The sequence below is a fragment of the Nocardia sp. NPDC058114 genome (genome assembly GCF_042884695.1).
Taxonomy (GTDB): Bacteria; Actinomycetota; Actinomycetes; order Mycobacteriales; family Mycobacteriaceae; genus Nocardia.
Genome location: NZ_JBHVTK010000005.1, coordinates 231,596 through 256,259, shown reverse-complemented (window position 1 = coordinate 256,259; position 24,664 = coordinate 231,596). Strand labels below are relative to the sequence as shown.

The window sequence follows — 24,664 nt, the reverse complement described above, 5'->3', positions numbered from 1 at the left end:
TCGCCGAACGGTCGCGAGACCGGCGCCCACCTTGGACCTCTCCATCGCTGCTGCACCCCTGCTTGTCGAAAGATGTTGCGATACAACAGTATTCGATGACCATACGCAACTCGTAACGCGAACACCGCTGGGGCACCGGGTGTTTACCGGAAATCGTCGCGCACGTCCACGTCGTTACCGGCCGCCACCAGCGGCGATCAGCCGCCCGCGACTCGACCCGGGGGGACTGTTCGGTCCTTCGGCACAGCGTCCGCTAGACTCCGCTGCGCGCCCCTTTAGCTCAGTTGGTAGAGCTGGTGACTTTTAATCACTAGGTCGTAGGTTCGAGTCCTACAGGGGGCACCACGACTACTACCGTGACCATCGTCACGTGGCGACGCGCCAACCACAGACGCCGCCGAAACCAGGGGTTCGGTGCGCGGATTCACCTACCCTGAGCGCGACCCGGGCTCCCGGGCGCCCACGACCTCAGGCGGAGTGAGATGACTTCCTTCGACGATTTGCTCTCCCAAGTACCCATCGCCCAGATCGCCGACCAGCTCGGCGTCGACCAGGCGACCGCCACCACGGCCGTGCAGGCCGCGCTGCCGACGCTGCTCGGCGGCCTCCAGGCCAACGCCGCCCAGCCACAAGGCGCGGCTTCACTGCTCGGCGCGCTCGACAACCACGGCGGCCTCGTCGACGGCGAAGGCGCGGTGGATCTGCGGCAGGTGGACGTCGGCGACGGCGAGAAGATCGTCGACAACGTCTTCGGTGACGAGAAGAACACCGTCATCAGCGCGCTCGGCGCGGGCGGCGGCACCGGCGGCAACGACCTGATCGGCAAGCTGCTGCCGATTCTCGCCCCGATCGTGCTCGCCTACGTGGCCAAACAGCTCACCGGCGGTGGCGGCGCCGCGGCTCCGGCACCGCAGCAGACGCAGGCCTCCGGCGGCGGTCTCGGCGATCTGCTGGGCGGCCTGCTCGGCGGCAGCAGCAACACCGGCGGGCTCGGCGGCATGATCGGCGACGCCCTGTCGAAGAACGCGGGAGGTGCGCTGGGCAGCGTGCTCGGCGGCCTGCTCGGCGGCAAGCGCTGAGATGTTCATCTACCTGTAGTTAACGTCGCGAGGCCCGCAGCGATAGTCCCTATGCTGCGGGCCGAGCACCTAGACTCGTCAGCACGACCATCGGATCTACTGACGAGTTGTGGCGTTGCTCAACATCGTCGGAAAACCGCTCTGTTGCGTTTCGCATCACACCTACGGTGCCGTAAGGTATGGCCGCATCGCGACGTTCGACCGCAAGCACGACAGCGAAGGGTTTTTACATGGCAAGGGATCTGACTCAACTCGAACTGCTCACGGAGTTGGAGCCGGTTGCCGAGGAAAACGTCAACCGGCACATGTCGCTGGCCAAGGAGTGGCACCCCCACGACTATGTCCCGTGGGACGAGGGCCGCAACTTCGCCGCCATGGGCGGCATCGACTGGGATCCTGAGCAGTCCAAGCTCAGCGAGGTCGCCAAGGCGGCCATGATCACCAATCTGCTCACCGAGGACAATCTGCCGTCCTACCACCGTGAGATCGCCGAGAACTTCTCCCAGGACGGCGCCTGGGGCACCTGGGTGGGTCGCTGGACCGCCGAGGAGAACCGGCACGGCATCGTGATGCGCGATTACCTGGTTGTCACCCGCGGCGTGGACCCGGTCGCCCTCGAAGAGGCGCGGATGATCCACATGACCAACGGCTTCGCCTCCCCCACCGAGGTCGACGCGGGCTTCCTGCACTCGGTCGCCTACGTGACCTTCCAGGAACTGGCCACCCGCGTGAGCCACCGCAACACCGGCAAGGTCTGTGACGACCCGATCGCCGACCGCATGCTGCAGCGCGTCGCCGCCGACGAGAACCTGCACATGATCTTCTACCGCAACCTCTGCGGCGCGGCGATGGACCTGAGCCCCGACCAGACCATCGAGGCCATCTCGATGATCGTCGAGAACTTCCAGATGCCCGGCGCGGGCATGCCGAACTTCCGTCGCAACGGCGTGCTGATGGCCAAGCACGGCATCTACGACCTGCGCCAGCACCTCGAAGAGGTCGTGCAGCCGGTGCTCAAGAAGTGGAACGTCTTCGACCGCACCGACTTCACCGCGCGTGGCGAGGCCACCCGTGAGCGGCTGGCAGGCTTCCTGGAGAAGCTGGGCCAGGACGTGCTGAAGTTCGAGGAGCAGCGCGACAAGATGCTCGCTCGCGAAGCCAAGCGCCGCGAAATGGTGAGCGTCTAACACTTCCTACGAAAAGCGCCGCCCACCTCGATCGAAGGTGGGCGGCGCTTTGTGTGGGGACTACTTCATCGGGAGGGCGCCGTCGGCGCTGCCGACGTCGGTGATCTTCCAGTCCTTGCCCGCGTCGACGGTGATGTTGTAGGTGACCGTGTTGCGCAGGCCGTCGGGGTTCTGCGCGTTGGTGGTGCTCACGTCCACGAACGCCGCGACCTTGTAGACCTCGCCCTCGTGCGAGAGCACCTTGGCGGTGATCGGCGTGGCGGTGGAGGTCCACTTCAGCGGGATGATGATCTGCTCGAGCTTCGCGCCGGTGGCGTCGAACTTCTTCGACAGCTCGGGTGAGGTTCCGGCCTTCAGCTTGGCGACCCAGGCGTTGACGTCCTGGTAGTTCAGGGTCGCCGAGCCGACGGAGTAGTCGAGGGCGATCTGTTCGGCCTTCGCGTCGTCGGCGGCCTGGTCCTTCATGTCGGAGATCTCGGAACGGGCCGAGCCGAGCAGCACGCCGAGCACCAGCGCGAGAATCGCGAGGACGGCGATCACGGCACCGCCCACCAGCGACGAGACGCGCACGGCGACCGTGCCCTTGTCGGGCGTGGCAGGGGTTTTCGTCAGGTCGGTGGCGTCTTCCATGGGGGTCTTCTCCGATTACGTGGGGACAGCGCACCGCCGGAGGCGACGATGCCAGCAGAGTAAGGCTACTGACGTCGCGGACCTGTTCCGGACACGGCGTAGCAGGTAAACGGTGTCATCTCGGTCGCAGCGGCGGCGATGACCCGCGGATAAGCATCAGGACGCGAGATCGATCACATCGGGGCGGATGAGACAATCGTGTGCGTGACTACCACGCTGCCCCAGGCGCCCACTGCGCTGCGGATCGGGCCCTACCCGGTCGATCCGCCGGTTGTGCTCGCGCCGATGGCGGGCATCACCAACCGTGCCTTCCGCAGGCTGTGCCGGGAGTTCGGTAGCGCGACCTCGATCTACGTGTGCGAGATGATCACCGCCCGCGCAGTGGTCGAGCGCAACGAGAAGACGCTGCACATGATGTCGTTCGACGCCGACGAACATCCGCGCTCGATGCAGCTCTACGGGGTGGATCCCAAGACGCTCGGCGAGGCCGTGCGGATCATCGTCGGCGAGGGCTGGGCCGACCACATCGACCTCAATCTGGGCTGCCCCGTCCGCAAGGTGACCAAGCTCGGCGGCGGTTCGGCGCTGCCTTACAAGCGCAGGCTCTTCGCCAATATCGTCCGTGAGATGGTGGCCGCGGCCGAACCGGCCGGTGTTCCGGTGACCTTCAAGTTCCGCATCGGCATCGACGACGACCACCACACCTATCTCGACACCGGCCGCATCGCCGAGGCCGAGGGCGCCGCCGCCGTGGCGCTGCACGCGCGCACCGCGGCCCAGCTCTACTCGGGCGCGGCCGACTGGTCGGCCATCGCCCGGCTCAAGGAAGCCGTCACCTCCATCCCGGTCCTCGGCAACGGCGACATCTTCACCGCCGACGACGCCCTGCGGATGATGAACGAGACCGGCTGCGACGGCGTGGTCGTCGGCCGCGGCTGCCTCGGCCGGCCGTGGCTGTTCGCCGAACTCAGCGCGGCCCTGCGCGGCGAACCGATCCCGGAGGGGCCGACGCTCGGCCGCGTCGGAGAGATCCTGGTGCGCCACGCCACCCTGCTCACCGAGCACGACGGTGAGGACAAGGCCATGCGCGATATCCGCAAGCACATGGCCTGGTACCTGATGGGTTTCCCGGTCGGCTCGCAGCTGCGGCGCAGCTTCGCCACCGTGTCGAAGCTGTCGCAGATCGAGGACCTGGTCGGGCAGCTCGACCCGGCCGTGCCGTTCCCCACCGACGCGCTCGGACCGCGCGGACGGCAGGGTTCGCCGCAGACCAAGGTGGTACTTCCAGAGGGTTGGCTCGACGATCCGGAGGACGACACCGTCCCGGCCGCGGCCGATGTGATGCACAGCGGCGGCTGACCAGCCACCGATAACGGGTCGACATCAATTCGTAAGCCGCTGCGGTTTCCTCCGATCACACCGTCTCGAGCAGGGCTTTTCGTCGGCGATTCGAGCTTCGTCATCACATCGTCAGCGATTCCCGTGTGCACTGGAGTGGCCACTCGTGGCGGAATCGTTATCATTGCGGGATCGTTCGACTCTGGTTCGAATCGGAGCCGGGCGGTGACGCGCAGGCTGCGCCAGATAGAGAAGTGAGGTTCGTTGGTGGGTGACGATCGGCGCGGGCGTACGCCCCGGCCCGGAAATCGCGCCCCCTGGGAGCGATACCCGACGGCCGAACCCACCGAGCAACCGGAAAACGGCTCGCGACGTTCGCGTCACGCCGACGCGACGCAGGACGCCGGTTCCGCACCGCTGACGGTGGCCGACCTGGTGAACCGGGTCGACAGCGAACGCACCAGGCGCGGCAGACGCGTTCCGCCCGCGGAGAGCGCCGAGCCCGCCTCGCGCGCGGGCCGCCGCGCCCGCGAACAGGCACCGCGCCCCACCCCACGTCCCGACATCGCCCCCCGCACCGACGGCTCCCCCGTCGTCGACGACATCGCGGGCACCCCACCCCATCGCGCCGAATCCCCCGCCGACCGCACCGCGACCACCGCGCTGCCCGCCCAGTCGAAGGAGCCGGTCCGCACCGCCGTCCCGGCACGGCGGGTGGGCGGTCCGGTCGATCCGCCCACCGACATCCTGCCCACGGTGAACCCCGCCGCCGAGCCCGAGCGCGCCCGGCCGGTCAAAACCGCGTCCGCGGCACCGCCACGTCGTCCGGACGGCCGTGCGGGCACAGGAGAGCGCCGGAACAAGCAGGCACGGATGGCAGGGCGCGTCACGCTCACCTTCGTCGCGGTGCTCACGCTGGTGATCACCGGCGGCGGCTGGAGCTACCTCCAAGCCACCAACAGCAGCTTCACCCAGGTCGACGCACTCGGCGGCGGCGCCACCGGCGACGTGCTCGACGGTGATATGCAGCTCGGCGACGAGAACTACCTCATCGTCGGCACCGACACCAGAGCCGGCGTCAACGCCGACATGGGCGCGGGCTCCGCCGCCGACACCGAGGGCGCCCGCGCCGACACGGCGATGCTGGTGCACATCCCGAAGAACCGCTCGCGCGTGGTGGTCGTGTCGTTCCCGCGCGACCTCGACGTCTCCCGTCCGGTGTGCTCGGAATGGGACAACGACACGGCCACCTATACCGACCAGAAACTCCCGTCGGCCATGAGCGACAAGCTCAACGCCGTCTACGCCCGCGGCGGGCCCAAGTGCCTGGTCGACGTGATTCGCAAGATGTCAGGCCTGACCATCGGCCACTTCATCGGCATCGACTTCGCCGGTTTCGAGGCCATGGTCGACCAGATCGGTGGCGTCGAGGTGTGCTCGACCAAGCCGATCATCGACGGCGTCCTCGGTCCGGTGCTCGAGACCTCGGGCAAGCAGCGGGTCAACGGCGAGACCGCGCTCAACTACGTGCGCGCCAGGCACGTGGTCGGTGAGGAACGCAGCGACTACGACCGGATCAACCGCCAGCAACGCTTCCTCGCGTCGCTGTTGCGTGGGGCGTTATCGAGCAAGGTGCTCTTCGATCCGGGCAAGCTCAACGGGTTCATCCAGGCCTTCACCGCCCACACCTTCGTCGACAAGGTGACACCGCAGGACCTCCTGCTACTCGGCCGTTCCCTGCAGAAGATGGACGCGGGCGCGGTGACGTTCCTGACCATCCCCACGGCGGGCACCACCTCCTACGGCAACGAGATTCCGCGCGAATCCGACATCAAGGCCATCTTCCGCGCCGTCATCGACGACCAGCCGCTGCCGGGTGAGACCAAGGCACCTGAGGTGCAGAGTTCGGCGCCGTCGCCGGCCCCGGCCGCGCCCAAGCAGTACGCGGTGGCCCCGAGCACGATGTCGCTGCTGGTGTCCAACGGTTCGGGCACGGTGGGCGCGGCCAAGACGGTCGCCTCCAAGCTCAGCTACCAGGGCTTCGGGATCTACAACACCGGCAACTACTCCGGCGGTACCGCGTCGACCTCGACGATCCGCTACGCCGCGGGTCTGGAAGCCGAGGCCGCCACCGTGGCGAGCGCGATCCCCGGCGCGGTCCTGGAGCAGGCCAACGAGCTGGGCAGCATCATCGAAGTAGTGGTCGGCACCGATTTCGCGGGCACGGTCCGCACGGCGACACCGGTCGGCACGGAACTGCCGACGGTGCCGATGGGCCAGCCGCACAGCGCGGCCCCGGTCGCGCTGCCCTCCGACCTCGAGCACATGAACGCCGCCGACGACACGTGCAAGTAGGGCACAGCCGCTGACCTGCCACGACACTGCCATGTGGCATTAACCCGGCGTTGGGTGACAGGGATCCGGGTACCCACTAGGGTCTGCAATCATGCGTGTCATCTACAACGAGCAAATGGCCGACCTCGCCAACCTCCTCGGCGAGATGGCCGGTCTCGCTGGCCAGGCCATGGAACAGGCCACCCAATCACTGCTGCAGGCCGACCTGGGTCTGGCCGAGCAGGTCATCGGTGAGCAGGATCGGATCTCGGTGATGATCACCGAGGCCGAGGAGAAGGCCTTCGCGCTGCTCGCACTGCAGGCTCCCGTCGCGGGCGACCTGCGCCAGGTCGTCAGCGCGATCCAGATCGTGGGCGACGTCAACCGGATGGGCGCGCTCGCGCTGCACGTCGCCAAGGTGACCCGCCGCCGCCACCCCGCCCACGCCCTGCCCGAGTCGGTCAACGGCTACTTCGCCGAGATGGGCCGCATCGCGGTCAACATGGGCGCGGGCGCCAAAGAGGTACTCGAGTCCCGCGACCCCGAGCGCGCCGCCCAGCTCAACCAGGACGACGAAGCGATGGACGACCTCCACCGCCACCTGTTCACCCTCCTGATGGACCGCGACTGGAAGTACGGCGTAGCCGCCGCGGTGGACGTCACCCTGCTGGGCCGCTATTACGAGCGCTTCGCCGACCACGCCGTGGAGATCGGCCGTCGCGTGATCTTCCTGGTAACGGGTGTCCTGCCCGGCGACGAGGACCTCGAAACCAGCTGAGAATCAGGAGTCGGCCCCCGCTCACTGCGGGGGCTTTCTTCTTGGCCGGATTCTGTTGCTGCCCTGAGCATTTCGATGGTCGACAGCCATTGTTTCCGCCAACACAGTTCGGTAGCCTACGTAACAAGGGGGGTTCGAACAGCGCAACCTCTGTGGGGATCTACTGAAATGAAAGAGGTTTCGCAATGGCAAAACGATTGCTCTCCGGTGCATTGGTCGGCGCCGCCACGATCTTGACCGCGGTGTTGCTTGCCCCGCAAGCTGCGGCTGCGCCGACAGCGCCGTGCGATGCGTATCACGTCGGCGACGTTCAGTACGAGGGCGCGACGAAGTGGCTGTGCTATTCATACGGCCAGGGCTCGTACGGATGGATCATCGCCTGATAGCGCCGGCGGCTGTACAGCAGCGCTAGTTCCGTGCCGCTGTAACGAGAAAGCCCCGCACTCCTTTCAGAAGGAGAGCGGGGCTTTTCTCTGTGCTCTTACCCGAAGCGGCCGGAGATGTAGTCCTCCGTGGCTCGCTGGGTGGGGTTGGAGAAGATCTTCTCGGTGTCGTCGATCTCGATCAGGCGACCGGGCTTGCCCTGGGCCTCGAGGTTGAAGAAACCGGTCTGGTCACTCACCCGCGCGGCCTGCTGCATGTTGTGGGTGACGATGACGATCGTGAACTCTTTCTTGAGTTCGGTGATCAGGTCCTCGATCGCCAGGGTGGAGATCGGGTCCAGCGCCGAACACGGCTCGTCCATCAGCAGCACATCGGGCGAGACCGCGATGGCGCGGGCGATGCACAGACGCTGCTGCTGACCACCGGAGAGGCTGCCGCCGGGCTTGTCGAGCCGGTCCTTGACCTCGTTCCAGAGGTTGGCGCCCTTGAGCGAGCGCTCGGCGACCTCGTCGAGCTCCTTCTTGTTGCGCACGCCCTGCAGCTTGAGCCCGGCCACCACGTTGTCGCGAATCGACATGGTGGGGAACGGGTTCGGGCGCTGGAACACCATGCCGATGGTGCGCCGCACGCCGACCGGGTCGATCGAGGAGCTGTAGATGTCCTCGCCGTCGAGCAGCACGGCACCTTCGACGCGGGCGTTCGGGGTCACCTCGTGCATGCGGTTGAGCGAGCGCAGCACGGTGGACTTGCCACAGCCGGAGGGACCGATGAAGGCGGTGACGCTGCGCGGCAGCACGGTCAGTTCCACATTCGCCACGGCGTGGAAGCTGCCGTAATAGATGTTGAGATCTTTGACGTCGATCCGCTTGGCCATCTGAGTATTCCGTTCGCTTCTATCGGTTCCGGGTGAGCAGCTTGTTGACGCCGGCGGCAGCCAGGTACAGCACCGCGATCATCAGGATCAGCGTGAGTGCCGCACCCCAAACACGTTCGCGGCCCGCGGCCTCCGGGTTGGCCAGCTCTTGGTAGATCAACAGCGGCAGCGAGGCCATGTTGCCGTCGAAGATGTTCTGGTTGATCGACTTCGAGTATCCGACCAACACGAGCACCGGTGCGGTCTCGCCCATCACGCGAGCGAGCGAGAGCAGGATGCCGCTGATCATGCCAGGAGCCGCGGTGGGAACGACGATCCGCAGGATGGTCTTCCACTTCGGCACGCCGAGCGCGTAGGACGCCTCGCGCAGCTCATCGGGGACGAGCTTCAACATCTCCTCGGTGCTGCGCACGACCACCGGCAGCATCAGCAACACCAGCGCCAGCGAGACGGCGAAGGAACTCTGCGGCATGCCGAAGGTGGCGATCCACAGCGCGAAGATGAACAGCGCGGCGACGATCGAGGGCACACCGGCCAGGATGTCGACCATGAAGGTGGTGACCTTGGCGAGCCGGCCGCGACCGTATTCGACCAGGTAGACCGCGGCCATGATGCCGAGCGGTACCGCGATGACAGAGGCGACCGCCGCCTGCACGATGGTGCCGTAGATAGCGTGGTAGACACCGCCACCGGTCTGGTCGGGCAGGATGCCCTTCTGCGAGTTGAACCACCAGTCCGACGAGATGATCGCGGTGAAGCCCTTGCTCACCACCAGTCCGAGCACCCACACCAGCGGGATCAGAGCGATGACGAAGCAGAGCGTGACCAGGCCGGTCGCGATGTTGTTCTTGATCCGCCTGCCGGTACTGACGTGCCGGAAGGTGGGCGCCTTGAGCGGCTTGTCGAGGGTCGTCGTGGTGGTCATCAGCCGTTCACCTTTCCGCCGGAAGCCAGGCGGGCCAGCGCGTTGACGATGAAGGTCAGCGCGAAGAGAACGAAGCCGGCGGCGATGTAGGCGCCGGTGGGCAGCGGTGAACTGAACTCCGAGGCCGCCGAGGCGATCTTGGAGGCGAAGGTGTAGCCGCCGTCGAACAGCGACCAGCTACCCGCGTTGCTCGCGGTACGCAGCACGACGAGCACCGCGATCGTCTCACCGAGCGCGCGGCCGAGACCGAGCATGGAGCCCGCGATCACACCGCTGCGGCCGTAGGGCAGCACGGTCATCCGCACGACTTCCCACTTGGTGGCGCCGAGTGCCTGCGCGGCTTCGATGTGGGCGCGCGGGGTGAGTGCGAACACTTCGCGAGCCACCGAGGTGATGATCGGCAGGATCATCACGGCGAGCACGACACCGGCGGTGAAGATGGTGCCACCGCCCGCGATCGAGACATTGCCGTCGGAGAACAGGAACAACCAGCTCAGGTTCTTGTTGAGGAATTCCTGCACCGGCGCGATCTGCGGCGCCAGCACGAGGAAGCCCCACAGACCGAACACGATGGACGGCACCGCGGCGAGCAGGTCGATCAGCATCGTGAACGGCCTGCCCAGCCGCGACGGCGCGTAGTGCGTCAGGAACAGCGCGATACCGACACCGATCGGCACCGCGACGATGAGCGCGAACACCGAGCTCAGCACCGTGACCATGAACAGGTCGCGGATACCGAAGCGCAGGTTGTTCGCGTCACCGGTCGAGAATTCGGTACTGGTGAAGAAGTTGACCTCGTCAGCCCTGATCGAGGGGACCGCGCGGATCAGCAGGAACAGCGCGATCAGCGCGATGGCCGCGACGATCGTCGCGCCGGCCGCGGTGGCCGTCCACCGGAAGATCGTCTCGGCGTTCAGGCGGCCGGTACGACCCCCGTCAGGGGCCTTGTCGATTTTCGGTTCGGTCGGCATATTCGCAGTATCTCCGGCCGCCCGTGGGCTCGTCGAATTCGACGAGCCCACTGCGGTCACCTCGGGGTGCATGGTCATGGCCAGGAAGCGATCAGGAGATGGCGTTGATCGCGGTGGTCAGCTTGGTCTTGAACGCGTCGGGCAGCGGCACGTAGCCCGCCTCGGTCAGACCGGTCTGGCCGTTGGTGACGGCCGAGGTCAGGAAGGCCTTGACGGCCTTGCTGGTCTCGGCGTCGGCGTACTTGGAGCACACGATCTCGTAGGTGGCCATGACGATCGGGTACGAGCCGGCGGCGGTCGGCTTGTAGAACGAGCTGGTGTCGAGGACGAGGTCGTTGCCCTCACCCTTGATCTTCACGCCGTCGATGGCCTTGGCGGCCGACTCGGCCGACAGCTTGACCGGGTCCTTGCTCGCGGAGGTGATGATCTGCGAGATGGACAGGTTCTGCGCCTTGGCGAAGGACCACTCGTTGTAGGTGATCGAGTTCTTGGTGTTCTTGATGGCGGCCGAGGTGCCCTCGTTGCCCTTGGCGCCTTCACCGACGCCACCGTTGAAGGTCTTGCCGCCGCCCTTGCCCCACGCGCCGTCGGAAGCCGCGTCGAGGTAGAGCTGGAAGTTGTCGGTGGTGCCCGACTCGTCGGAGCGGAAGATCACGGCGATCTTCTCCGAGGGGAGCTTGGCGTTGGGGTTGAGCGCCTTGATCTCGGGGGCATCCCAGGTGGCGACGGAGCCGTTGAACACCTTGGCGGCGGTCGGGCCGTCGAGCACCAGGTCGGTGACGCCGTCGACGTTGTAGGTGATGGCGATCGGGCCGAAGACGGTCGGCAGGTTCCACGCGGGGGCGCCACAACGCTCCGCGGCCTTGGCCGGCTCTTCCTTCTTGGAGCTCAGCGCCGAGTCGGAGCCACCGAAATCGGTCTGGGCGCCGAGGAACTCGTTGACGCCGGCGCCCGAGCCACTCGAGGTGTAGTTCAGGGTGTAGCCGTCGCAGTTGTTCTCGTAGGCCGCGACGAAACGCTCCATGGCGTTCTTCTGCGAGGAGGCACCGGACGCCTTGAGCGCCTTCTTGCCACCACAGGCAACGCTGGTGTTGGCGGCATTGCTCGCATCGCCACCGGTGGCGTTGTCGTCACTGCCACAGGCCGCCAGGGTCATGGCGCCCACGGCGAAGACGCCGACCAGGGCACTGGTGCGCTTGAAGTTCACTTTTCCTCCGACAATGCTGGGTGTCTCACTCGGTCCCTCACCGGCCCGAGCGAGGCTGGCCGGTGCTCGCTATCCCCGAGGAATGCGCGCACCAGGCGACGACTGTGCCGCCCAGAAGTAACCTAAGGTCGTCCGGTTGACAGTTGGCCCGATGTGGGTTAACGGAGAATGAACAGCCCGGCGCGATCAATGCCGCGAATGTGACGTTAGCCCCAGTTTTACTCGCGCTTACCCGGTCATCCGCGCAATATTCTCCTCGCGCACCAGAATTCACCTCGAATGTGAGGTGACTCGCATCAGGGCAGGGAGTACGCGACGTCGATGTGGGCGGGCGCGAATCCGAGTTTGGTGTAGGTGTTCACGGCGGCGGTGTTGTCGGCTTCGGTGTAGAGCAGGACTTCCGTGGAGCCGGCCGCGCGCAGGTGTCGCAGACCGGCCAGAGTGAGCAGTCTGCCCAGGCCACGCCCCTGCGCGGACGGGTCGACCCCGACCACGTACACCTCACCGGCGGGAGCGGCGTCGGGATGCTGTTTGGTCCAGTGGAAACCGAGCAGGCGGTCCGGGTCGGCGACGTCCAACGCCAGAAACAGACCGGCCGGTTCGAACCACGATTCCGCGCGGCGAGCGGCGATGTCGCGCTCGGTCCAGCCGCCCTGCTCGGGATGCCAGGCGAAAGCCGCGTTGTTCACCCGCAGGATCTCGAGGTCGTCGACGGGGCCCGCGTAGGTGCGGAGGATGAGGTCTTCCGGAAGCTCGAGTTCCGGTAGCTCCGGGGTTGCCAGCGAGCGGCGCATCTGCCACAGCTCGCGAGCCGTGACCAACCCGAGGCCGGTCGCCAGTGCCTTGGCGGCGGGCAGGTCACCGTGCGCCCACACCCTGGTGCCCGTGCCACCCTCGGCCAATGCTGCACGGACCAGGTCGGCGCCGATACCTGCGCCACGAGCGGCGGGGTCGACGGCGACCTCGGCCATCGCGGGGTGATCGTCATGTGCCGCAACAAGATTCGCGTAACCCACCAACTCGCCCCCGCGTAGCGCCAGCACGTGCCGGGTCGACGGATCGGCTTCGGCGAGCGACAGCACCGCCTGCTCCGAGACCGGAGCGACACCGTCGAGGTCGGCCGCGCGTTCGAGCAGGGCCCGCACCGTGTTCGCGGTGCCGGGCTCGATCTGGGCAGCCCAGGTCAAGGTTGCTGTATCCGGCATCGCCATCCTCCTGGGTGCGCTACTACTGCTACTGCGCGGTGCCGTTGAGCGGAGCGAAGGAGTCGTCGCCGTCGATGTCCTCGTCGACGAAGGTCACCGCGGGTTCACCCTTGGCTGTGGCCGTCCGGGCCGGGCGCACCGCCTTGTAGCCGACGTTGCGCACGGTCCCGATCAGCGACTCGTACTCGGTGCCGAGCTTGGCGCGCAGGCGCCGCACGTGCACGTCGACGGTGCGGGTACCACCGAAGAAGTCGTAGCCCCAGACCTCCTGCAGCAGCTGGGCGCGGGTGAACACCCGGCCCGCGTGCTGCGCGAGGTACTTGAGCAGCTCGAATTCCTTGTAGGTGAGATCGAGCGGGCGGCCACGCAGGCGCGCGGTGTAGGTGCCCTCGTCGATCACCAGCTCACCCAGGGTGATCTTGCCGGTGTTCTCCGGGCTGGCGACCCCGCCGTTGCGGCCGACCAGCAGCCGCAGGCGCGCGTCGAGCTCGGCGGGGCCGGTCCCGGGCAGCAGGATGTCGTCCAGGCCCCAGTCCGCGTTCACGGCCACCAGGCCGCCCTCGGTCAGGACCGCGACCACCGGAACAGAAGACCCCGTGCTGCCCAGCAGTCGGCACAGACCGCGCGCGGCGGCCAGGTCGGTTCTGGCGTCGACCAGCGCGACATCGGCGCTACTCGCCTCCAGCAAGGACGACACCTCGGTCGGCGCGGGCCGGACGTTGTGCGCCAGGAGCGTCAACGACGGCAGGACCGCGTCGGGGTTGGGGTCGGAGGTCAGTAGGAGCAGCTCCATGGGGCTCTCCTCCTATCTCGTTGCTCCGCGGACGACAGCAGCCGCGTAGCTACGTCGCCGAAACACAGGTTAAGTCGTGTGCAACATTAGCGCCTCTACAGCCACTACCTCGCAACACGGCGTCCGTTTTGTGTTCTTCGCCCTCGCCTCGGAGGGACCAGGGGCCCGCGACCCGCGGCGCCAGCCGCTAGTGTCACAGCATGCGCAAGCTGATCATCGGGCTTCTCTGCCTGGCCGGTTTGGCGGTGGTCATCGATTTCGGCGCCGCCGCCTATTCGGAGTACCACGTCTCCCGTCAACTGCGGGCGGGCGCGGATCTGTCCGCCGACCCGGAGGTCACGTTCCACGGATTCCCGTTCGCCGCCCAGGCGATGAGCGGCCGCTACGACGACGTGACGATCCGTGCCCGCGCTGTGCGGCCCGACATCCCCGGCGAGGTCGGCATCGAGGCCAAGCTGCAGGGCTTGCACGCCACGGCCAGCGAGTTGCTCGACGGCGCGGCGCGCACGGCGCAGGTCGACCGGATCGACGCGTTGATGCGTTTCGAGCCCACCGAACTCGGCAAACTCTTCGGCATCCCGGACCTGCAGGTCCACACCCCGCCGGCCGACAAGTCCGACGGCACGGGGGGCTCCGGCGGGTCCGGAATGACCACCGCGGGCGTCCTCGTCCTCAAGGGCACCCTGCCCACCGCGGCGAACGGCCGCGTCCTGCCCGCTGGTGTCACCCCGTCCAGTTCCGCGACCCGGGTGCCGGTGCAGATCCAGGCCGACCTGCTGCTCGAGGGCGACAAGGTCCGGATCCAGGCGACCGGTTTCTACACCGACACCACCAGCACGGTCGACACCACCGCCGCGGTCAAGACCGATTCGAAGATCCCCGAGACCGATCACGCCGCAGTGCTCGCCCGCTTCAGCCGTACGATCGATATCAAGGAGTTGCCGTTCGGTGTCGCACCGACCGAGGTGTCGGCGCTCGGCGGCCAGATCGTCGTCGAGGGTGTCGGCCGCAACGTCACCATCGACCTGGACCGATTGCAGCAACCATGATCGAGATCGTCATTCTGGCCGCCGTCATCGCGGCCGCCGTCGCGGTCGGGTTCTACCTGTCGCGCAGGCAGGGGCAGGTTCGTCCCGCCACCCTCGACCCCGAGACCCATCAGCGCGCCCGCCTGCTCGACGCCGCAGGCGTGACCGGTGCGGCCCCCGCGGTGCTGCACTTCTCCGCCGACTGGTGCGGCCCGTGTGACGCGGTCCGCCGGGTCGTCGCCGGCGTCACCGCCGACCTGTCGGAGTCCCCGAATGCCCCGCGCGACATCGAGATCGACATCGACGCCGATCCCGCGCTGGCCCGCGAGCTCAATGTCCTCTCGCTGCCGACGACCTTCGTCTTCGACGCCGAGGGCAAGGAGCGCTTCCGCATCTCCGGCGTTCCCAAGGCGGGCGACCTGCGCACCGCCCTCGAGCCCCTGACGGTGTGATCTAGCCCCATATCCAGGGGGGCCGAGACATTCTCCGGTGAGACCGGGTAAACTACTTCTCGTGCAAACCGACCACGAGCTGATGCTCACCCGACGCCGCACAGTTGATCTGTGTCGCCTCGGTGGTTGTTGCTGCCTGTGCTGCTGACCGATCGGCTTTTTCTCTCCCGAGATTTCTGACGTCGATCTATGCCCGCCGTGCGAGTGATCCTCTGGATCCCCCGGTGACCAGGCAGATCCCCCTGACTTACACAAAGCCCAGGAGTTCGCACAATGACCCGTTCCTCTGAATCTCCCCCTCGCGTCGATGTCCGCGGGCCGCGTTTCGTGGCCTGGATCACCACCGGCGTGCTGGTTCTCGTGCTTCTCGTCGCCGCCTTCTCGACCGCCGCGGCCGCGATCCTGATCGGCCTGCAGGCCGTCGTCTTCGCGATCGGCGCGATCAGCGGCCCCGCCAAGCACCCTTACGGCCGGATCTACGCCGCGTTCGTCGCGCCGCGCAACGGTCCGCCCACCGAGACCGAGCCCGTGCCGCCGCTGCGTTTCGCGCAAGCGCTCGGCTTCGTGTTCGCCGGTCTCTCCCTGCTGGGCTTCGCGCTCGGCTCCTCGATCGTCGGCGCGGTGTTCGCCGGCTTCGCCCTGTTCGCGGCGTTCTTGAACGCGGCGTTCGGGGTCTGCCTGGGTTGCCAGATCTATCCGCTGGTAGCTCGCTTCCGCCGGTCACCAGCCCCGGCACCGAACTGACCCCCTTGCACGTCTCTGAAAGGAACAACATGGCTCGCTCCGATGTCCTGGTCTCCGTTGACTGGGCCGAAGAGAACCTCAACGCCCCCGGCGTCGTCTTCGTCGAGGTCGACGAGGACACCTCCGCCTACGAGGGTGGCCACATCGAAGGCGCCATCCGCCTTGACTGGAAGACCGACCTGCAGGATCAGGTCCGTCGCGACTTCGTGAACCAGGAGCAGTTCTCCGACCTGCTCTCGGCGCGTGGCATCGGCAACGACGACACCGTGGTGCTCTACGGCGGCAACAACAACTGGTTCGCGGCCTACGCCTACTGGTACTTCAAGCTGTACGGCCACAACGACGTCAAGCTGCTCGACGGCGGCCGCAAGAAGTGGGAGCTCGACGGTCGTCCGCTCTCGCGTGACGCGGTCGCGCGCCCGGCCACCCAGTACAAGGCCGCCGCTCCCGACCTGAGCATCCGCGCGTTCCGTGACGAGGTCATCGCGGCCATCGGCACCAAGAACCTGGTCGACGTGCGCAGCCCCGACGAGTTCTCGGGCAAGATCCTCGCCCCCGCGCACCTGCCGCAGGAGCAGAGCCAGCGTCCCGGCCACATCCCGGGCGCGATCAACGTGCCGTGGAGCAAGGCCGCGAACGAGGACGGCACCTTCCGCAGCGACGCCGACCTGGCCGAGCTGTACAAGGACGCGGGCCTGGACGGCGAGAAGGAGACCATCGCCTACTGCCGCATCGGCGAGCGTTCCTCGCACACCTGGTTCGTGCTGCAGGAGCTGCTCGGCCACCAGAACGTCAAGAACTACGACGGCAGCTGGACCGAATACGGTTCCCTCGTCGGAGCGCCTATCGAGTTGGGAGCGTAATCAATATGTGTGCAGCACCTACCCAGGGTCAGGCCATTCCGGCCGGCGTCGATGTGGAGAAGGAAACGGTCATCACCGGCCGTGTCCTGAGCACCGACGGCCAGCCCGTCGGCGGCGCGTTCGTGCGTCTGCTCGACGGCAACGGTGACTTCACCGCCGAGGTCGTGGCCTCCGGCACCGGTGATTTCCGCTTCTTCGCCGCGCCGGGTTCGTGGACCCTGCGCGCGCTGAGCTCGTCGGGCAACGGCTCCGCCGAGATCAGCCCCGAGGGCGCCGGCATTCACGCCGTCGACGTCGCGGTCGCCAAGTAAGAAGCTCACAACGGCCCTGGTAGTTCCTGTGCGGGAACTACCAGGGCCGTTTTCGTATCTGTTACGAGGACTGGCTAGACTCCGATTGTGGTCATCTTCTTCGAGGTACTCCTTGTCGCCGTGTCGATTCTCATCGGCTGGTTCGGCCTGTACGTCTTCTACCGGCTCTTCACCGAGTCATGAGCGGGCTCGCTGGCGAAGGTAACGAACCGGCCGAGCGAGCGAGCACAGAGCAAGACGCTCCGGCCGAGCGTCGTAGCGGCGACGAAGCAGTCAACGTCGCCGCCGAACGGGCGAAGGAAACCGGCGCCCGAAACATTCCGGTGCTGCCCGGCCTCCCCCTGCCCGAGGACACGGCCAATCTGCGCCTCGGCCCGGATCTGAACCACGCCATGCTGGCCCTGCTGCCGCTGGTCGGCGTGTGGCGCGGCGAGGGCGAAGGCCACCACCCCGCCGAGGGCGACTACCGCTTCGGCCAGCAGATCATCGTCTCCCACGACGGCGGCGACTACCTGGCCTGGGAATCGCAGACCTGGAAGCTCGACGCGGACGGCAAGTACACCGGCCCGGACCTGCGCGAGAGCGGCTACTGGCGGGTCGGCGGTGAGGGCACCGACGAGCTGCTCGAACTCCTGCTCACCCACAGCAACGGCGTCATCGAGCTGTACTACGGCAAGGCCCGCAACCAGGCCTCCTGGGAGCTCGCGACCGACGTCTCCATCCGCAGCACCTCCGGCGCGGTGGTGGGCGGCGCCAAACGCCTCTACGGCATCGTCGACAACGGCGACCTCGCCTACGTGGAAGAACGCGTGGACCCCGACGGCGCGCTCGTCCCCCGCCTGTCGGCTCGGCTGGTCCGCTACATCGGCTGAGATTCTTCGAGAACGGCCCGCCCAGATCTGATCTGGGCGGGCCGTTCTCGTCGGGAAATGGAGCGACCCCCGAGCCGTTCCACCGCGATCTGTGAACGCGATGGTCCCGGTTGGATCTTCCGGGGGCTCGGGGGTCGGGTGACTGCCTGGGATTCGCTCAGCGCACCGCTGGGGAATCTCCCGCAGTGGAGCTGCTAGCGGGCAGCCACCTCACGCATCCGATGAACATACATTCTTCAGACCACCTCCTCTCTTGTGTACTGATGAATCTATCCGCGCTCGGCGCGCTCGGCAATTGATTTAATTGCGGTTCTGACCTGGGTGAATGCGTCAGGTTGCCGAAGATGTCGTGGCGTGATAATGCTCGATGTGGCAGGTGCCGGTCGCATCGACGGTGACGACGGTGCCGGCTCTGTGCCCGCGCGGGAGTTGGTGGGTGACAACGACAACGGTGCGATCCGCAGCTACGAGACCGCTGTCCGCGTCGAGGAGGTCGAGCAGAAGTTGATCGCCTTCGGCGGCGGCCAGGTGTTCGGTCGGCTCGTCGAGGAGCAGGGTGTGCGCGGGGGCGACGAGGGCGCGGGCCAGCAGGATGCGGCGGCGCTGACCACCGGATACGGCGGCCGCGCCCGCGGTGAGCGAGGTGTGCAGACCGTCCGGCAGCGTATCCAGCCACGGCCCGAGACCGACTGTGCGCAGAGCGCTTTCGGCCTCGTCGAGGGTGAGGTCGCCACGCGCGACTCGCAGGTTCTCGAGAATCGAGGTGCCGAACAGATGCGCGTCCTCCGCGAAGAACGTGACACCGTCCCGGGGCGTATCGAACAGGCCCGCCCATGCCATCAGCAACGTCGTCTTCCCCGCCCCACTGGGCCCGACGACAACCACCCGCGACCCTTCGGGCATCGGTGTCCGCCTGGCCGTGGCCCATGGACTCGTCACCGGTCCCCCGGGAACCACCGACCGCGCGCGTTCTCGAACTCCCGCGGAGTCGAGGTCAGCCGGAGCAGGCTCGACCGCCGCCCACTCACGGCGCTCACTGTCGGCACTGTCGGCACCGGCAGTGCCGCGGGTTCCTGCCGAGATGCCACGGAGGCGGTGCAGGGCCGCACGGGAAGTGGTGAGGGTGGTCGCGGCGGCGGGAAGCAAGCCCACGGCTTCGAAGGCCGACAGCGGGACCAGCACCAGAATCGTCAAAGCCATCGGAGTCATGCCGCCGGGCAGTCCACCGGTCGACCCGTAGGCGGCGATGCCGACCAGCAGCGCACCGAACGCGCTCACCCCGATCGACAGCGGGGTGGCCGCGGCCGCCCACGCGCTGCGCGAGGCAGCCGAATCCTCCGCGCTCACCGCCCGCCGAGAAGCCCTGTCCGCCACGGCGAGTGCCGCATCCAGCCGCCCCGCGATGCGCAGCTCGGCAGCGTGATCGAGTACCGTGAGCGCCCCGGCGGCGAACTCGGCCCGATCGGCTCGCACCGCCCGCTCTGCCTCCCGCGCGGCCGCCGCCGACATCCATGGCGCGAGGATCCCCGAAACCGCCAGCGCGACAGCCAAGATCACCGCGGCCAGGGGCGAAATGATCGCGATCAGCCCCACCGCGGCCAGCGACAACACCGCCGCGACCGCCACGGGCACCAACACCCGGACAACCACCGCCCCGAGATCGTCGATATCAGCGCCGGTCCGGACAAGCACATCCCCGCGCCGCAGCGCACGCCCCGTGCTGCCGACAGGGCCCGCGTGGTCCGCCACACCGGTCGGCGCAACCGACGAGCCGCTCCGGTCTCGCCACCACCGGACATCCGACTGCGCCAGCGTGCGATACACCGACGTGCGAGCTGTCGTCATGGCCCGCAAAGCCACATCGTGGGTGGCCAGCCGCTCCAGGTACCGGCACAACCCCCGCGAGATGCCCAGCGCCCGCACCGCGACCACCGCGACGCTCAGATCCAGCACCGGCGGCATCTGCCAGGCCCGCGCGATCAACCACGCGGCGAGCGCGGCCAACCCGAGCCCACTGCCCAACGCCGCCACGCCCCAGGCGATCGCCACCGCGACCCGCGCGGGCGACAACGCGAGCAGCCGCCACATCTCCCGCAGATCGCCGATCATGAGACCTCCACTCCGTACGCGCGACCGGCCGACTTACCGGAGGAGCCCACCGCGCGCTGTGGTTCCGAGTCGGCACCAGGCGGGGGTCCGCTCGCTGCCACGGGATCTGAGGCGTCGACCGTGCGGGCAGAAGTCGGTCGGCTGGTGTCGGTGTCGGTGACAGGTGCGGAGTTGCCCGTAGCCTCCGAATCCGGAGCGACCGCTGCAGGCGTATGCGCCGCGACGACGTCGATCACCACATCGCCCGCTGCCAGCACGGTCGGACGGTGGGCGACGACCACAACGGTCGCACCGGCGGCGGCGTGTTCGCGCAGGGTGGTGAGCACGCGCTGCTCGCTCTCGGGGTCGAGGTGGGCGGTGGGTTCGTCGAGGAGCAGGATCGGGCGGTGGGCGGTGAGGACGCGGGTGAGGGCGAGGCGTTGGCGTTGGCCCAGGGACAGGCCGGTGCCGTTCTGACCGACGACGGTGTTCCAGCCGTCGCGGAGCTCGGCCAGCACGCTCTCGAATCCCGTTGCGGCACTGACGGCTCGAAGATCATCGACGGTCGGGTCCGGGACGGCCCCGAGCAACTCGACATTCTCGCGCAATGTCCCGGGAACCAGCACCGGCCGCTGCGGCAACCAGGCGATCCGACTCCACCAGCTGTCGAGGTCGAGTTCACGAACATCGGTGCCGTCGACGAAGACGGCGCCTTCGTCGGGTTCGACCAGCCCCAGAATCGCCTGCAGCGTAGTCGATTTCCCGCACCCGTTCGGCCCGGTCAGGACGGTCACCATTCCGGGTTCGAGCACGGCCGTCAATCGATCGGGCGCGGTGCCCGTTCTGGCGGCAACAGACAGCCCACGCAAGCTGATTCGCGCCGGCCCGACACCCGCATCAGTCAGTTCGGCCACGTCCGCCGTGCGGCTACCGGAGGCGATGACCTCGCCCCAGGCGGCACGAGGAGGCGCCGACTCGGCCCGCCGGGCCGGTTCGAGTACCGCGAAAGCCCGGTCAGCGGCTGCCATTCCGTCTTGCGCCGCGTGGAACTTCTCCCCCACCTGCCGCAGCGGCCAGTACACCTCCGGCGCGAGAATCAACGCCACCAGGCCGCTGTACAACGCCATCTCGCCGAACACCAACCGCAGCCCGATCGCGACCGCGATCAACGCGACACTCAGCGTCGCGAGACTTTCCAGCACCATCGAGGAAAGGAACGCGATCCGCAGCGCGCGCATGGTCCGCTGCCGCAGCGAATCGCCGAGGGCCTGCACCTGATCAACCATCGAGGGCCCGTCCGCACCCTCACGCCCGAGCGCGCGCAAGGTGGGCATGCCCGCGAAAAGGTCGAGGATCTGGTCCGACAACCGCGTGGTCGCGGCGAGCGTCGCCTCGGCTCGCCCCTGGGTGAGCAGCCCGATCAGCACCATGAACACCGGGATCAACGGCACGGTGATCACCGCGATCAGCGCCGAGGTCCGGTCGTGCAGGGCGATGACCACCAGCACCACCGGCGGAACGAGACAGGCCAGCAACAGCGCGGGCAGATAGCCGGTGAACCACCCACGCAATCCGCTGAGACCGTTGCCGACGACGACCGCGATCTCCGTTCGCCGCACGTCGAGGTCCCGTGGCGGCAGCTCGGCGCCGGCCCGCAGCACCGCCGTCTCGAGCTCCGCGACCACCGCGCTTCCGGCCCGATGAGCCAACCGGGCCTGCCACCAACTCGCCAGCCCCCGCACCGCGACGGCCACCGCAAGAACCACCAATTCCGTGGTCCACGTGCCGAACTCACGCTTGCCCGGATCCGTGATGACCCCGGCGAGTACCCGCCCCAGCACAATGGCGATCACCACGATCGTCGCTGTGATCACCAGCGCCAGCGCGACAGCGATCACCAGATGCGGCCGCGCCGACCGCGCGTACCGCCACAACCGGGGATCCACCGGGCCGCGCCTCGACCGTGTCGGCGTCACCGCGCCCGGCTCGGGTCCCTCCTGCGACAAGCTCTCCGACACCACAGCGTCCGACCTTTCGCGAGCGACGATTTCCCGAGACGGGGCCGACGCCATCTGTCAGCCCTTACCGCTGCGCGGCAGACCCACCGGCGGCGGAATCTGTTCCACCCGAATCCGCTGCCGGAAAACCCAATAGGTCCACCCCTGATAAATCAGCACCACCGGCGTAGCGAGCAACGCCGCCCAGCTCATCACCTTCAACGTATACGGCGACGAGGACGCATTGTGGATGGTGAGGTCGTAGAGCGGGCTGATGGTCGACGGCAGCACATTCGGATACATCGACCCGATGATCAACACCGTCGCCGAGACCACACCGAGCGTCGTGCCGGCAAAAGCCCAGCCGTCACGCCCCGCGAAATTCGCCACCGCCGCTAGCGCGAGCCCGAGCACGGCGGTCACCAGCACAATCCACGTCCACCCGGCGCCGTAGGCGAGTTGCGTCCACAATCCGAATCCGCCGACCACCACCGCGGTGGGAATCAGCAGCAACCTGGCCACCCGCAAGGCATCGGTGCGAACCTCGCCCGCCGTCTTGAGCACCAGGAACACCGCACCGTGCAGCGCGAAGAGAACAGCGGTAGTGAGCCCGCCGAGTAAGGCGTACGGGCTGAGTAGATCCGCGACCGAACCGGCGATCTGCCGGTCCGCGTTCAACGGCACGCCCCGCACCATGTTCGCGAACACCCAGCCCCAGGCCAGTGCGGGAATCCACGACCCGATCCCGATCCCGATATCGCACCAGGCCCGCCAGGTCGGATCGTTGATCTTGCCCCGGTATTCGATCGCGCACACCCGCAGAATCAAGGCGACGAGCAGGAGCAGCAGCGCCAGATAGAACCCGGAGAACATGCTGGCGTACCACTCGGGAAACGCCGCGAACAGCGCACCGGCGGCGGTGATCAGCCACACCTCGTTGCCGTCCCAGACCGGGCCGATCGTATTGAGCACGACGCGCCTGCGGGTATCGGACCCCTTGCCGAGAATCGGCATCAGCATGCCGACACCGAAGTCGAATCCCTCGAGCACGAAGTAGCCGGTGAACAGCACACCGATCAGGAGGAACCAGAACTGTTGCAGATCCATCGTCGGCTCCTAGTACGCGAAGGAAAGTTGGGGGGTGTCCGTGCTGTCCGAACTCTCGGCGTGCACGTGGGTGTCCGGCCCGGCGACGACATACCGTCGCATCAGGTAGAACCACACCACCGCGAGCGCACCGTAGAGCAGCGTGAACACCGCCAGCGAGAACATCACGGTCCCGGCCGAGTGTTCGGAGACCGCCTGCTGCACCGTCATTCGAATATTCGGATCGCCGGTCGGATTGGGCACCACCGCCCACGGCTGACGGCCCATCTCGGTGAACACCCAGCCCGCGCTGTTGGCCAGGAACGGTGTGGGGATCGCGAGCAGGCTCAGCCAGGAGAACCATCGCTGATCCGGCACCCGGCCACCGCGCGTCACCCAGAACCCGGCCAACAGCAGCAGCACCGACCCGCCTGCCAGCCCGATCATGGCGCGGAAGGACCAGTAGGTGACGAACAGGTTGGGCCGGTAGTCCCCTGGCCCGTACGCGACGTTGTAGGTCTTCTGCAGATCCACCACACCGTCGAGCGTCACCCCGCTGAATTCGCCTTTGGCGAGATAGGGCAGCACATAGGGCACCTCGAGCACGTGGATCACACCGTCGCAATTGTTGTGCGTGCCCACGGTGAGAACGGAGAAATCGGGGTCGGTCGCCGTGTGGCACAACGATTCCGCCGAAGCCATTTTCATCGGCTGCTGTTCGAACATCAGCTTGCCTTGAATATCGCCGGTGAAGATCAAGGCGACGCCGGAGAGCGCCACCACCACGAGGGCGAATCGCCCTACCGGCCGCCACATCGTCCGTGCCTCTTCGCGTTTCACCGCATCGCCGCTGCGCGCGTTGCGCACCATCCACCAGCCGGCGATACCCGCCACGAAAGTGCCCGCGGTGAGAAACGCGCCCGCGACCACATGCGGGAACGCGGCCAATGTCGTGTTGTTGGTCAGCAGCGCCGCAATGCTTTCCAGCTCAGCGCGTCCGGTCTCGGGGTTGTACCGGGCTCCCACCGGATGCTGCATGAACGAATTGGCGGCGATGATGAAATACGCCGACGCGTTCACCCCGATGGCGACGATCCAGATGGTCGCCAAATGCACCAGCTTGGGCAACCGGGTCCACCCGAATATCCACAACCCGATGAACGTCGACTCCATGAAGAAGGCGATCAGCGCTTCCAGCGCCAGTGGCGCACCGAAGACGTCGCCGATGAAGCGGGAGTACTCGCTCCAGTTCATCCCGAACTGGAATTCCTGCACGATGCCCGTCGCGACGCCGAGGGCGAAGTTGATCAGGAACAGCTTGCCGAAGAATTTGGTCAGCCGGTACCAGCGTTCGTTGCCGGTGATCACCCACGCGGTCTGCATCATCGCGATCAGCGGCGCGAGTCCGATGGTCAGCGGAACGAACAGAAAGTGGTAGACGGTCGTGATCCCGAACTGCCACCGGGAGACATCAAGGGTGTCCATCCGACCTCCACCGATCTACTACGACGACTTGTA

23 protein-coding genes and 1 tRNA gene are annotated in these 24,664 nt (G+C 67.2%); 13 read left to right on the top strand and 11 right to left on the bottom strand.

Annotated elements, in window-relative coordinates; translation table 11 throughout:
* The first annotated feature begins 269 nt into the window (after window positions 1–269).
* From ACFVVI_RS20720 to ACFVVI_RS20710, 3 genes are all read left to right on the top strand, one after another.
* Window positions 270–345 (top strand) — tRNA-Lys (locus tag ACFVVI_RS20720).
* A gap of 137 nt (window positions 346–482) precedes the next feature.
* The gene (locus ACFVVI_RS20715) at window positions 483–1,079 is read left to right on the top strand and encodes a DUF937 domain-containing protein (RefSeq protein WP_387446351.1); all 597 of its coding nucleotides are present in this window, start codon (window positions 483–485) and stop codon (window positions 1,077–1,079) included.
* A gap of 230 nt (window positions 1,080–1,309) precedes the next feature.
* Complete coding sequence (locus ACFVVI_RS20710) at window positions 1,310–2,266, top strand: acyl-ACP desaturase (RefSeq protein WP_378990561.1); 957 nt, start codon at window positions 1,310–1,312, stop codon at window positions 2,264–2,266.
* Window positions 2,267–2,326: 60 nt separating this feature from the next.
* On the opposite strand, the gene ACFVVI_RS20705 is transcribed toward ACFVVI_RS20710, so the two are convergent.
* Entirely contained in the window at window positions 2,327–2,896 is a 570-nt protein-coding gene (locus ACFVVI_RS20705) for a hypothetical protein (RefSeq protein ID WP_379315293.1), read from the bottom strand.
* A gap of 204 nt (window positions 2,897–3,100) precedes the next feature.
* Here ACFVVI_RS20705 and dusB point away from each other — a divergent pair, with 204 nt between their 5' ends.
* From dusB to ACFVVI_RS20685, 4 genes are all read left to right on the top strand, one after another.
* The gene (dusB, locus tag ACFVVI_RS20700; RefSeq protein ID WP_379315294.1) at window positions 3,101–4,255 is read left to right on the top strand and encodes a tRNA dihydrouridine synthase DusB; all 1,155 of its coding nucleotides are present in this window, start codon (window positions 3,101–3,103) and stop codon (window positions 4,253–4,255) included.
* Between the two features lie 246 nt (window positions 4,256–4,501).
* Window positions 4,502–6,589 carry an LCP family protein gene (locus ACFVVI_RS20695; protein ID WP_379315295.1) on the top strand — a complete coding sequence of 696 codons (2,088 nt, stop codon included), beginning with the start codon at window positions 4,502–4,504 and terminating at the stop codon, window positions 6,587–6,589.
* 91 nt (window positions 6,590–6,680) lie between these two features.
* On the top strand, window positions 6,681–7,346 hold the full coding sequence (gene phoU, locus ACFVVI_RS20690; RefSeq protein WP_378658005.1) for a phosphate signaling complex protein PhoU: 666 nt from the start codon (window positions 6,681–6,683) through the stop codon (window positions 7,344–7,346).
* Window positions 7,347–7,531: 185 nt separating this feature from the next.
* Window positions 7,532–7,729: a hypothetical protein gene (locus tag ACFVVI_RS20685; protein WP_378990564.1), complete on the top strand. Its 198-nt coding sequence runs from the start codon at window positions 7,532–7,534 to the stop codon at window positions 7,727–7,729.
* Window positions 7,730–7,827: 98 nt separating this feature from the next.
* On the opposite strand, the gene pstB is transcribed toward ACFVVI_RS20685, so the two are convergent.
* The 6 genes from pstB to ACFVVI_RS20655 all read right to left on the bottom strand — a co-directional run bounded on the left by pstB (window position 7,828) and on the right by ACFVVI_RS20655 (window position 13,705).
* Window positions 7,828–8,604, bottom strand: coding sequence for a phosphate ABC transporter ATP-binding protein PstB (pstB, locus tag ACFVVI_RS20680; RefSeq protein WP_056818713.1), 777 nt, complete (start codon window positions 8,602–8,604; stop codon window positions 7,828–7,830).
* A 19-nt stretch (window positions 8,605–8,623) separates the two neighbouring features.
* Window positions 8,624–9,529, bottom strand: coding sequence for a phosphate ABC transporter permease PstA (pstA, locus tag ACFVVI_RS20675; protein WP_378990565.1), 906 nt, complete (start codon window positions 9,527–9,529; stop codon window positions 8,624–8,626).
* Window positions 9,529–10,500 carry a phosphate ABC transporter permease subunit PstC gene (gene pstC / locus ACFVVI_RS20670; RefSeq protein WP_378990566.1) on the bottom strand — a complete coding sequence of 324 codons (972 nt, stop codon included), beginning with the start codon at window positions 10,498–10,500 and terminating at the stop codon, window positions 9,529–9,531. Before pstC ends, pstA begins: the two co-directional genes overlap by 1 nt.
* Window positions 10,501–10,591: 91 nt before the next feature.
* The gene (gene pstS / locus ACFVVI_RS20665) at window positions 10,592–11,707 is read right to left on the bottom strand and encodes a phosphate ABC transporter substrate-binding protein PstS (protein ID WP_378990567.1); all 1,116 of its coding nucleotides are present in this window, start codon (window positions 11,705–11,707) and stop codon (window positions 10,592–10,594) included.
* A 296-nt stretch (window positions 11,708–12,003) separates the two neighbouring features.
* Window positions 12,004–12,912: a mycothiol synthase gene (gene mshD, locus ACFVVI_RS20660; protein ID WP_387446348.1), complete on the bottom strand. Its 909-nt coding sequence runs from the start codon at window positions 12,910–12,912 to the stop codon at window positions 12,004–12,006.
* Window positions 12,913–12,940: 28 nt separating this feature from the next.
* On the bottom strand, window positions 12,941–13,705 hold the full coding sequence (locus ACFVVI_RS20655; protein ID WP_101464573.1) for a response regulator transcription factor: 765 nt from the start codon (window positions 13,703–13,705) through the stop codon (window positions 12,941–12,943).
* 200 nt (window positions 13,706–13,905) lie between these two features.
* On the opposite strand from ACFVVI_RS20655, the gene ACFVVI_RS20650 reads away from it, so the two are divergent.
* From ACFVVI_RS20650 to ACFVVI_RS20625, 6 genes are all read left to right on the top strand, one after another.
* Complete coding sequence (locus ACFVVI_RS20650) at window positions 13,906–14,754, top strand: LmeA family phospholipid-binding protein (protein ID WP_378631811.1); 849 nt, start codon at window positions 13,906–13,908, stop codon at window positions 14,752–14,754.
* On the top strand, window positions 14,751–15,185 hold the full coding sequence (locus tag ACFVVI_RS20645) for a thioredoxin family protein (RefSeq protein ID WP_378990570.1): 435 nt from the start codon (window positions 14,751–14,753) through the stop codon (window positions 15,183–15,185). Before ACFVVI_RS20650 ends, ACFVVI_RS20645 begins: the two co-directional genes overlap by 4 nt.
* 273 nt (window positions 15,186–15,458) lie before the next feature.
* Window positions 15,459–15,929 (top strand): DUF4395 domain-containing protein, encoded by a 471-nt coding sequence (locus ACFVVI_RS20640; protein WP_379315869.1) that lies wholly within the window; start codon window positions 15,459–15,461, stop codon window positions 15,927–15,929.
* A 29-nt stretch (window positions 15,930–15,958) separates the two neighbouring features.
* Entirely contained in the window at window positions 15,959–16,792 is an 834-nt protein-coding gene (locus tag ACFVVI_RS20635) for a sulfurtransferase (protein ID WP_379315867.1), read from the top strand.
* A gap of 5 nt (window positions 16,793–16,797) precedes the next feature.
* Window positions 16,798–17,103, top strand: coding sequence for a DUF1416 domain-containing protein (locus ACFVVI_RS20630; RefSeq protein WP_056818727.1), 306 nt, complete (start codon window positions 16,798–16,800; stop codon window positions 17,101–17,103).
* A 179-nt stretch (window positions 17,104–17,282) separates the two neighbouring features.
* Complete coding sequence (locus ACFVVI_RS20625) at window positions 17,283–17,975, top strand: FABP family protein (protein WP_387446345.1); 693 nt, start codon at window positions 17,283–17,285, stop codon at window positions 17,973–17,975.
* Between the two features lie 330 nt (window positions 17,976–18,305).
* On the opposite strand, the gene cydC is transcribed toward ACFVVI_RS20625, so the two are convergent.
* The 4 genes from cydC to ACFVVI_RS20605 are packed head-to-tail and all read right to left on the bottom strand — an operon-like array spanning window position 18,306 to window position 24,631.
* Window positions 18,306–20,084, bottom strand: a complete 1,779-nt coding sequence (gene cydC, locus ACFVVI_RS20620; RefSeq protein WP_387446343.1) for a thiol reductant ABC exporter subunit CydC — start codon at window positions 20,082–20,084, stop codon at window positions 18,306–18,308.
* Window positions 20,081–22,135 carry a thiol reductant ABC exporter subunit CydD gene (gene cydD, locus ACFVVI_RS20615; protein WP_387446342.1) on the bottom strand — a complete coding sequence of 685 codons (2,055 nt, stop codon included), beginning with the start codon at window positions 22,133–22,135 and terminating at the stop codon, window positions 20,081–20,083. Before cydD ends, cydC begins: the two co-directional genes overlap by 4 nt.
* A gap of 3 nt (window positions 22,136–22,138) precedes the next feature.
* Window positions 22,139–23,167, bottom strand: a complete 1,029-nt coding sequence (cydB, locus tag ACFVVI_RS20610) for a cytochrome d ubiquinol oxidase subunit II (protein WP_387446340.1) — start codon at window positions 23,165–23,167, stop codon at window positions 22,139–22,141.
* A gap of 9 nt (window positions 23,168–23,176) precedes the next feature.
* On the bottom strand, window positions 23,177–24,631 hold the full coding sequence (locus ACFVVI_RS20605) for a cytochrome ubiquinol oxidase subunit I (protein ID WP_378990578.1): 1,455 nt from the start codon (window positions 24,629–24,631) through the stop codon (window positions 23,177–23,179).
* Between the last annotated feature and the right edge of the window lie 33 nt (window positions 24,632–24,664).

What these genes read in the sequence shown, in the direction of transcription:
- ACFVVI_RS20715 (WP_387446351.1), top strand. Translation starts at nt 483, where the DNA reads ATGACTTCCTTCGACGATTTGCTCTCCCAAGTACCCATCGCCCAGATC.
- ACFVVI_RS20710 (WP_378990561.1), top strand. Translation starts at nt 1,310, where the DNA reads ATGGCAAGGGATCTGACTCAACTCGAACTGCTCACGGAGTTGGAGCCG.
- ACFVVI_RS20705 (WP_379315293.1), bottom strand. Translation starts at nt 2,896, where the DNA reads ATGGAAGACGCCACCGACCTGACGAAAACCCCTGCCACGCCCGACAAG.
- phoU (WP_378658005.1), top strand. Translation starts at nt 6,681, where the DNA reads ATGCGTGTCATCTACAACGAGCAAATGGCCGACCTCGCCAACCTCCTC.
- ACFVVI_RS20685 (WP_378990564.1), top strand. Translation starts at nt 7,532, where the DNA reads ATGGCAAAACGATTGCTCTCCGGTGCATTGGTCGGCGCCGCCACGATC.
- pstB (WP_056818713.1), bottom strand. Translation starts at nt 8,604, where the DNA reads ATGGCCAAGCGGATCGACGTCAAAGATCTCAACATCTATTACGGCAGC.
- pstA (WP_378990565.1), bottom strand. Translation starts at nt 9,529, where the DNA reads ATGACCACCACGACGACCCTCGACAAGCCGCTCAAGGCGCCCACCTTC.
- pstC (WP_378990566.1), bottom strand. Translation starts at nt 10,500, where the DNA reads ATGCCGACCGAACCGAAAATCGACAAGGCCCCTGACGGGGGTCGTACC.
- mshD (WP_387446348.1), bottom strand. Translation starts at nt 12,912, where the DNA reads ATGCCGGATACAGCAACCTTGACCTGGGCTGCCCAGATCGAGCCCGGC.
- ACFVVI_RS20655 (WP_101464573.1), bottom strand. Translation starts at nt 13,705, where the DNA reads ATGGAGCTGCTCCTACTGACCTCCGACCCCAACCCCGACGCGGTCCTG.
- ACFVVI_RS20650 (WP_378631811.1), top strand. Translation starts at nt 13,906, where the DNA reads ATGCGCAAGCTGATCATCGGGCTTCTCTGCCTGGCCGGTTTGGCGGTG.
- ACFVVI_RS20645 (WP_378990570.1), top strand. Translation starts at nt 14,751, where the DNA reads ATGATCGAGATCGTCATTCTGGCCGCCGTCATCGCGGCCGCCGTCGCG.
- ACFVVI_RS20640 (WP_379315869.1), top strand. Translation starts at nt 15,459, where the DNA reads ATGACCCGTTCCTCTGAATCTCCCCCTCGCGTCGATGTCCGCGGGCCG.
- ACFVVI_RS20635 (WP_379315867.1), top strand. Translation starts at nt 15,959, where the DNA reads ATGGCTCGCTCCGATGTCCTGGTCTCCGTTGACTGGGCCGAAGAGAAC.
- ACFVVI_RS20630 (WP_056818727.1), top strand. Translation starts at nt 16,798, where the DNA reads ATGTGTGCAGCACCTACCCAGGGTCAGGCCATTCCGGCCGGCGTCGAT.
- ACFVVI_RS20625 (WP_387446345.1), top strand. Translation starts at nt 17,283, where the DNA reads ATGAGCGGGCTCGCTGGCGAAGGTAACGAACCGGCCGAGCGAGCGAGC.
- cydC (WP_387446343.1), bottom strand. Translation starts at nt 20,084, where the DNA reads ATGATCGGCGATCTGCGGGAGATGTGGCGGCTGCTCGCGTTGTCGCCC.
- cydD (WP_387446342.1), bottom strand. Translation starts at nt 22,135, where the DNA reads ATGGCGTCGGCCCCGTCTCGGGAAATCGTCGCTCGCGAAAGGTCGGAC.
- cydB (WP_387446340.1), bottom strand. Translation starts at nt 23,167, where the DNA reads ATGGATCTGCAACAGTTCTGGTTCCTCCTGATCGGTGTGCTGTTCACC.
- ACFVVI_RS20605 (WP_378990578.1), bottom strand. Translation starts at nt 24,631, where the DNA reads ATGGACACCCTTGATGTCTCCCGGTGGCAGTTCGGGATCACGACCGTC.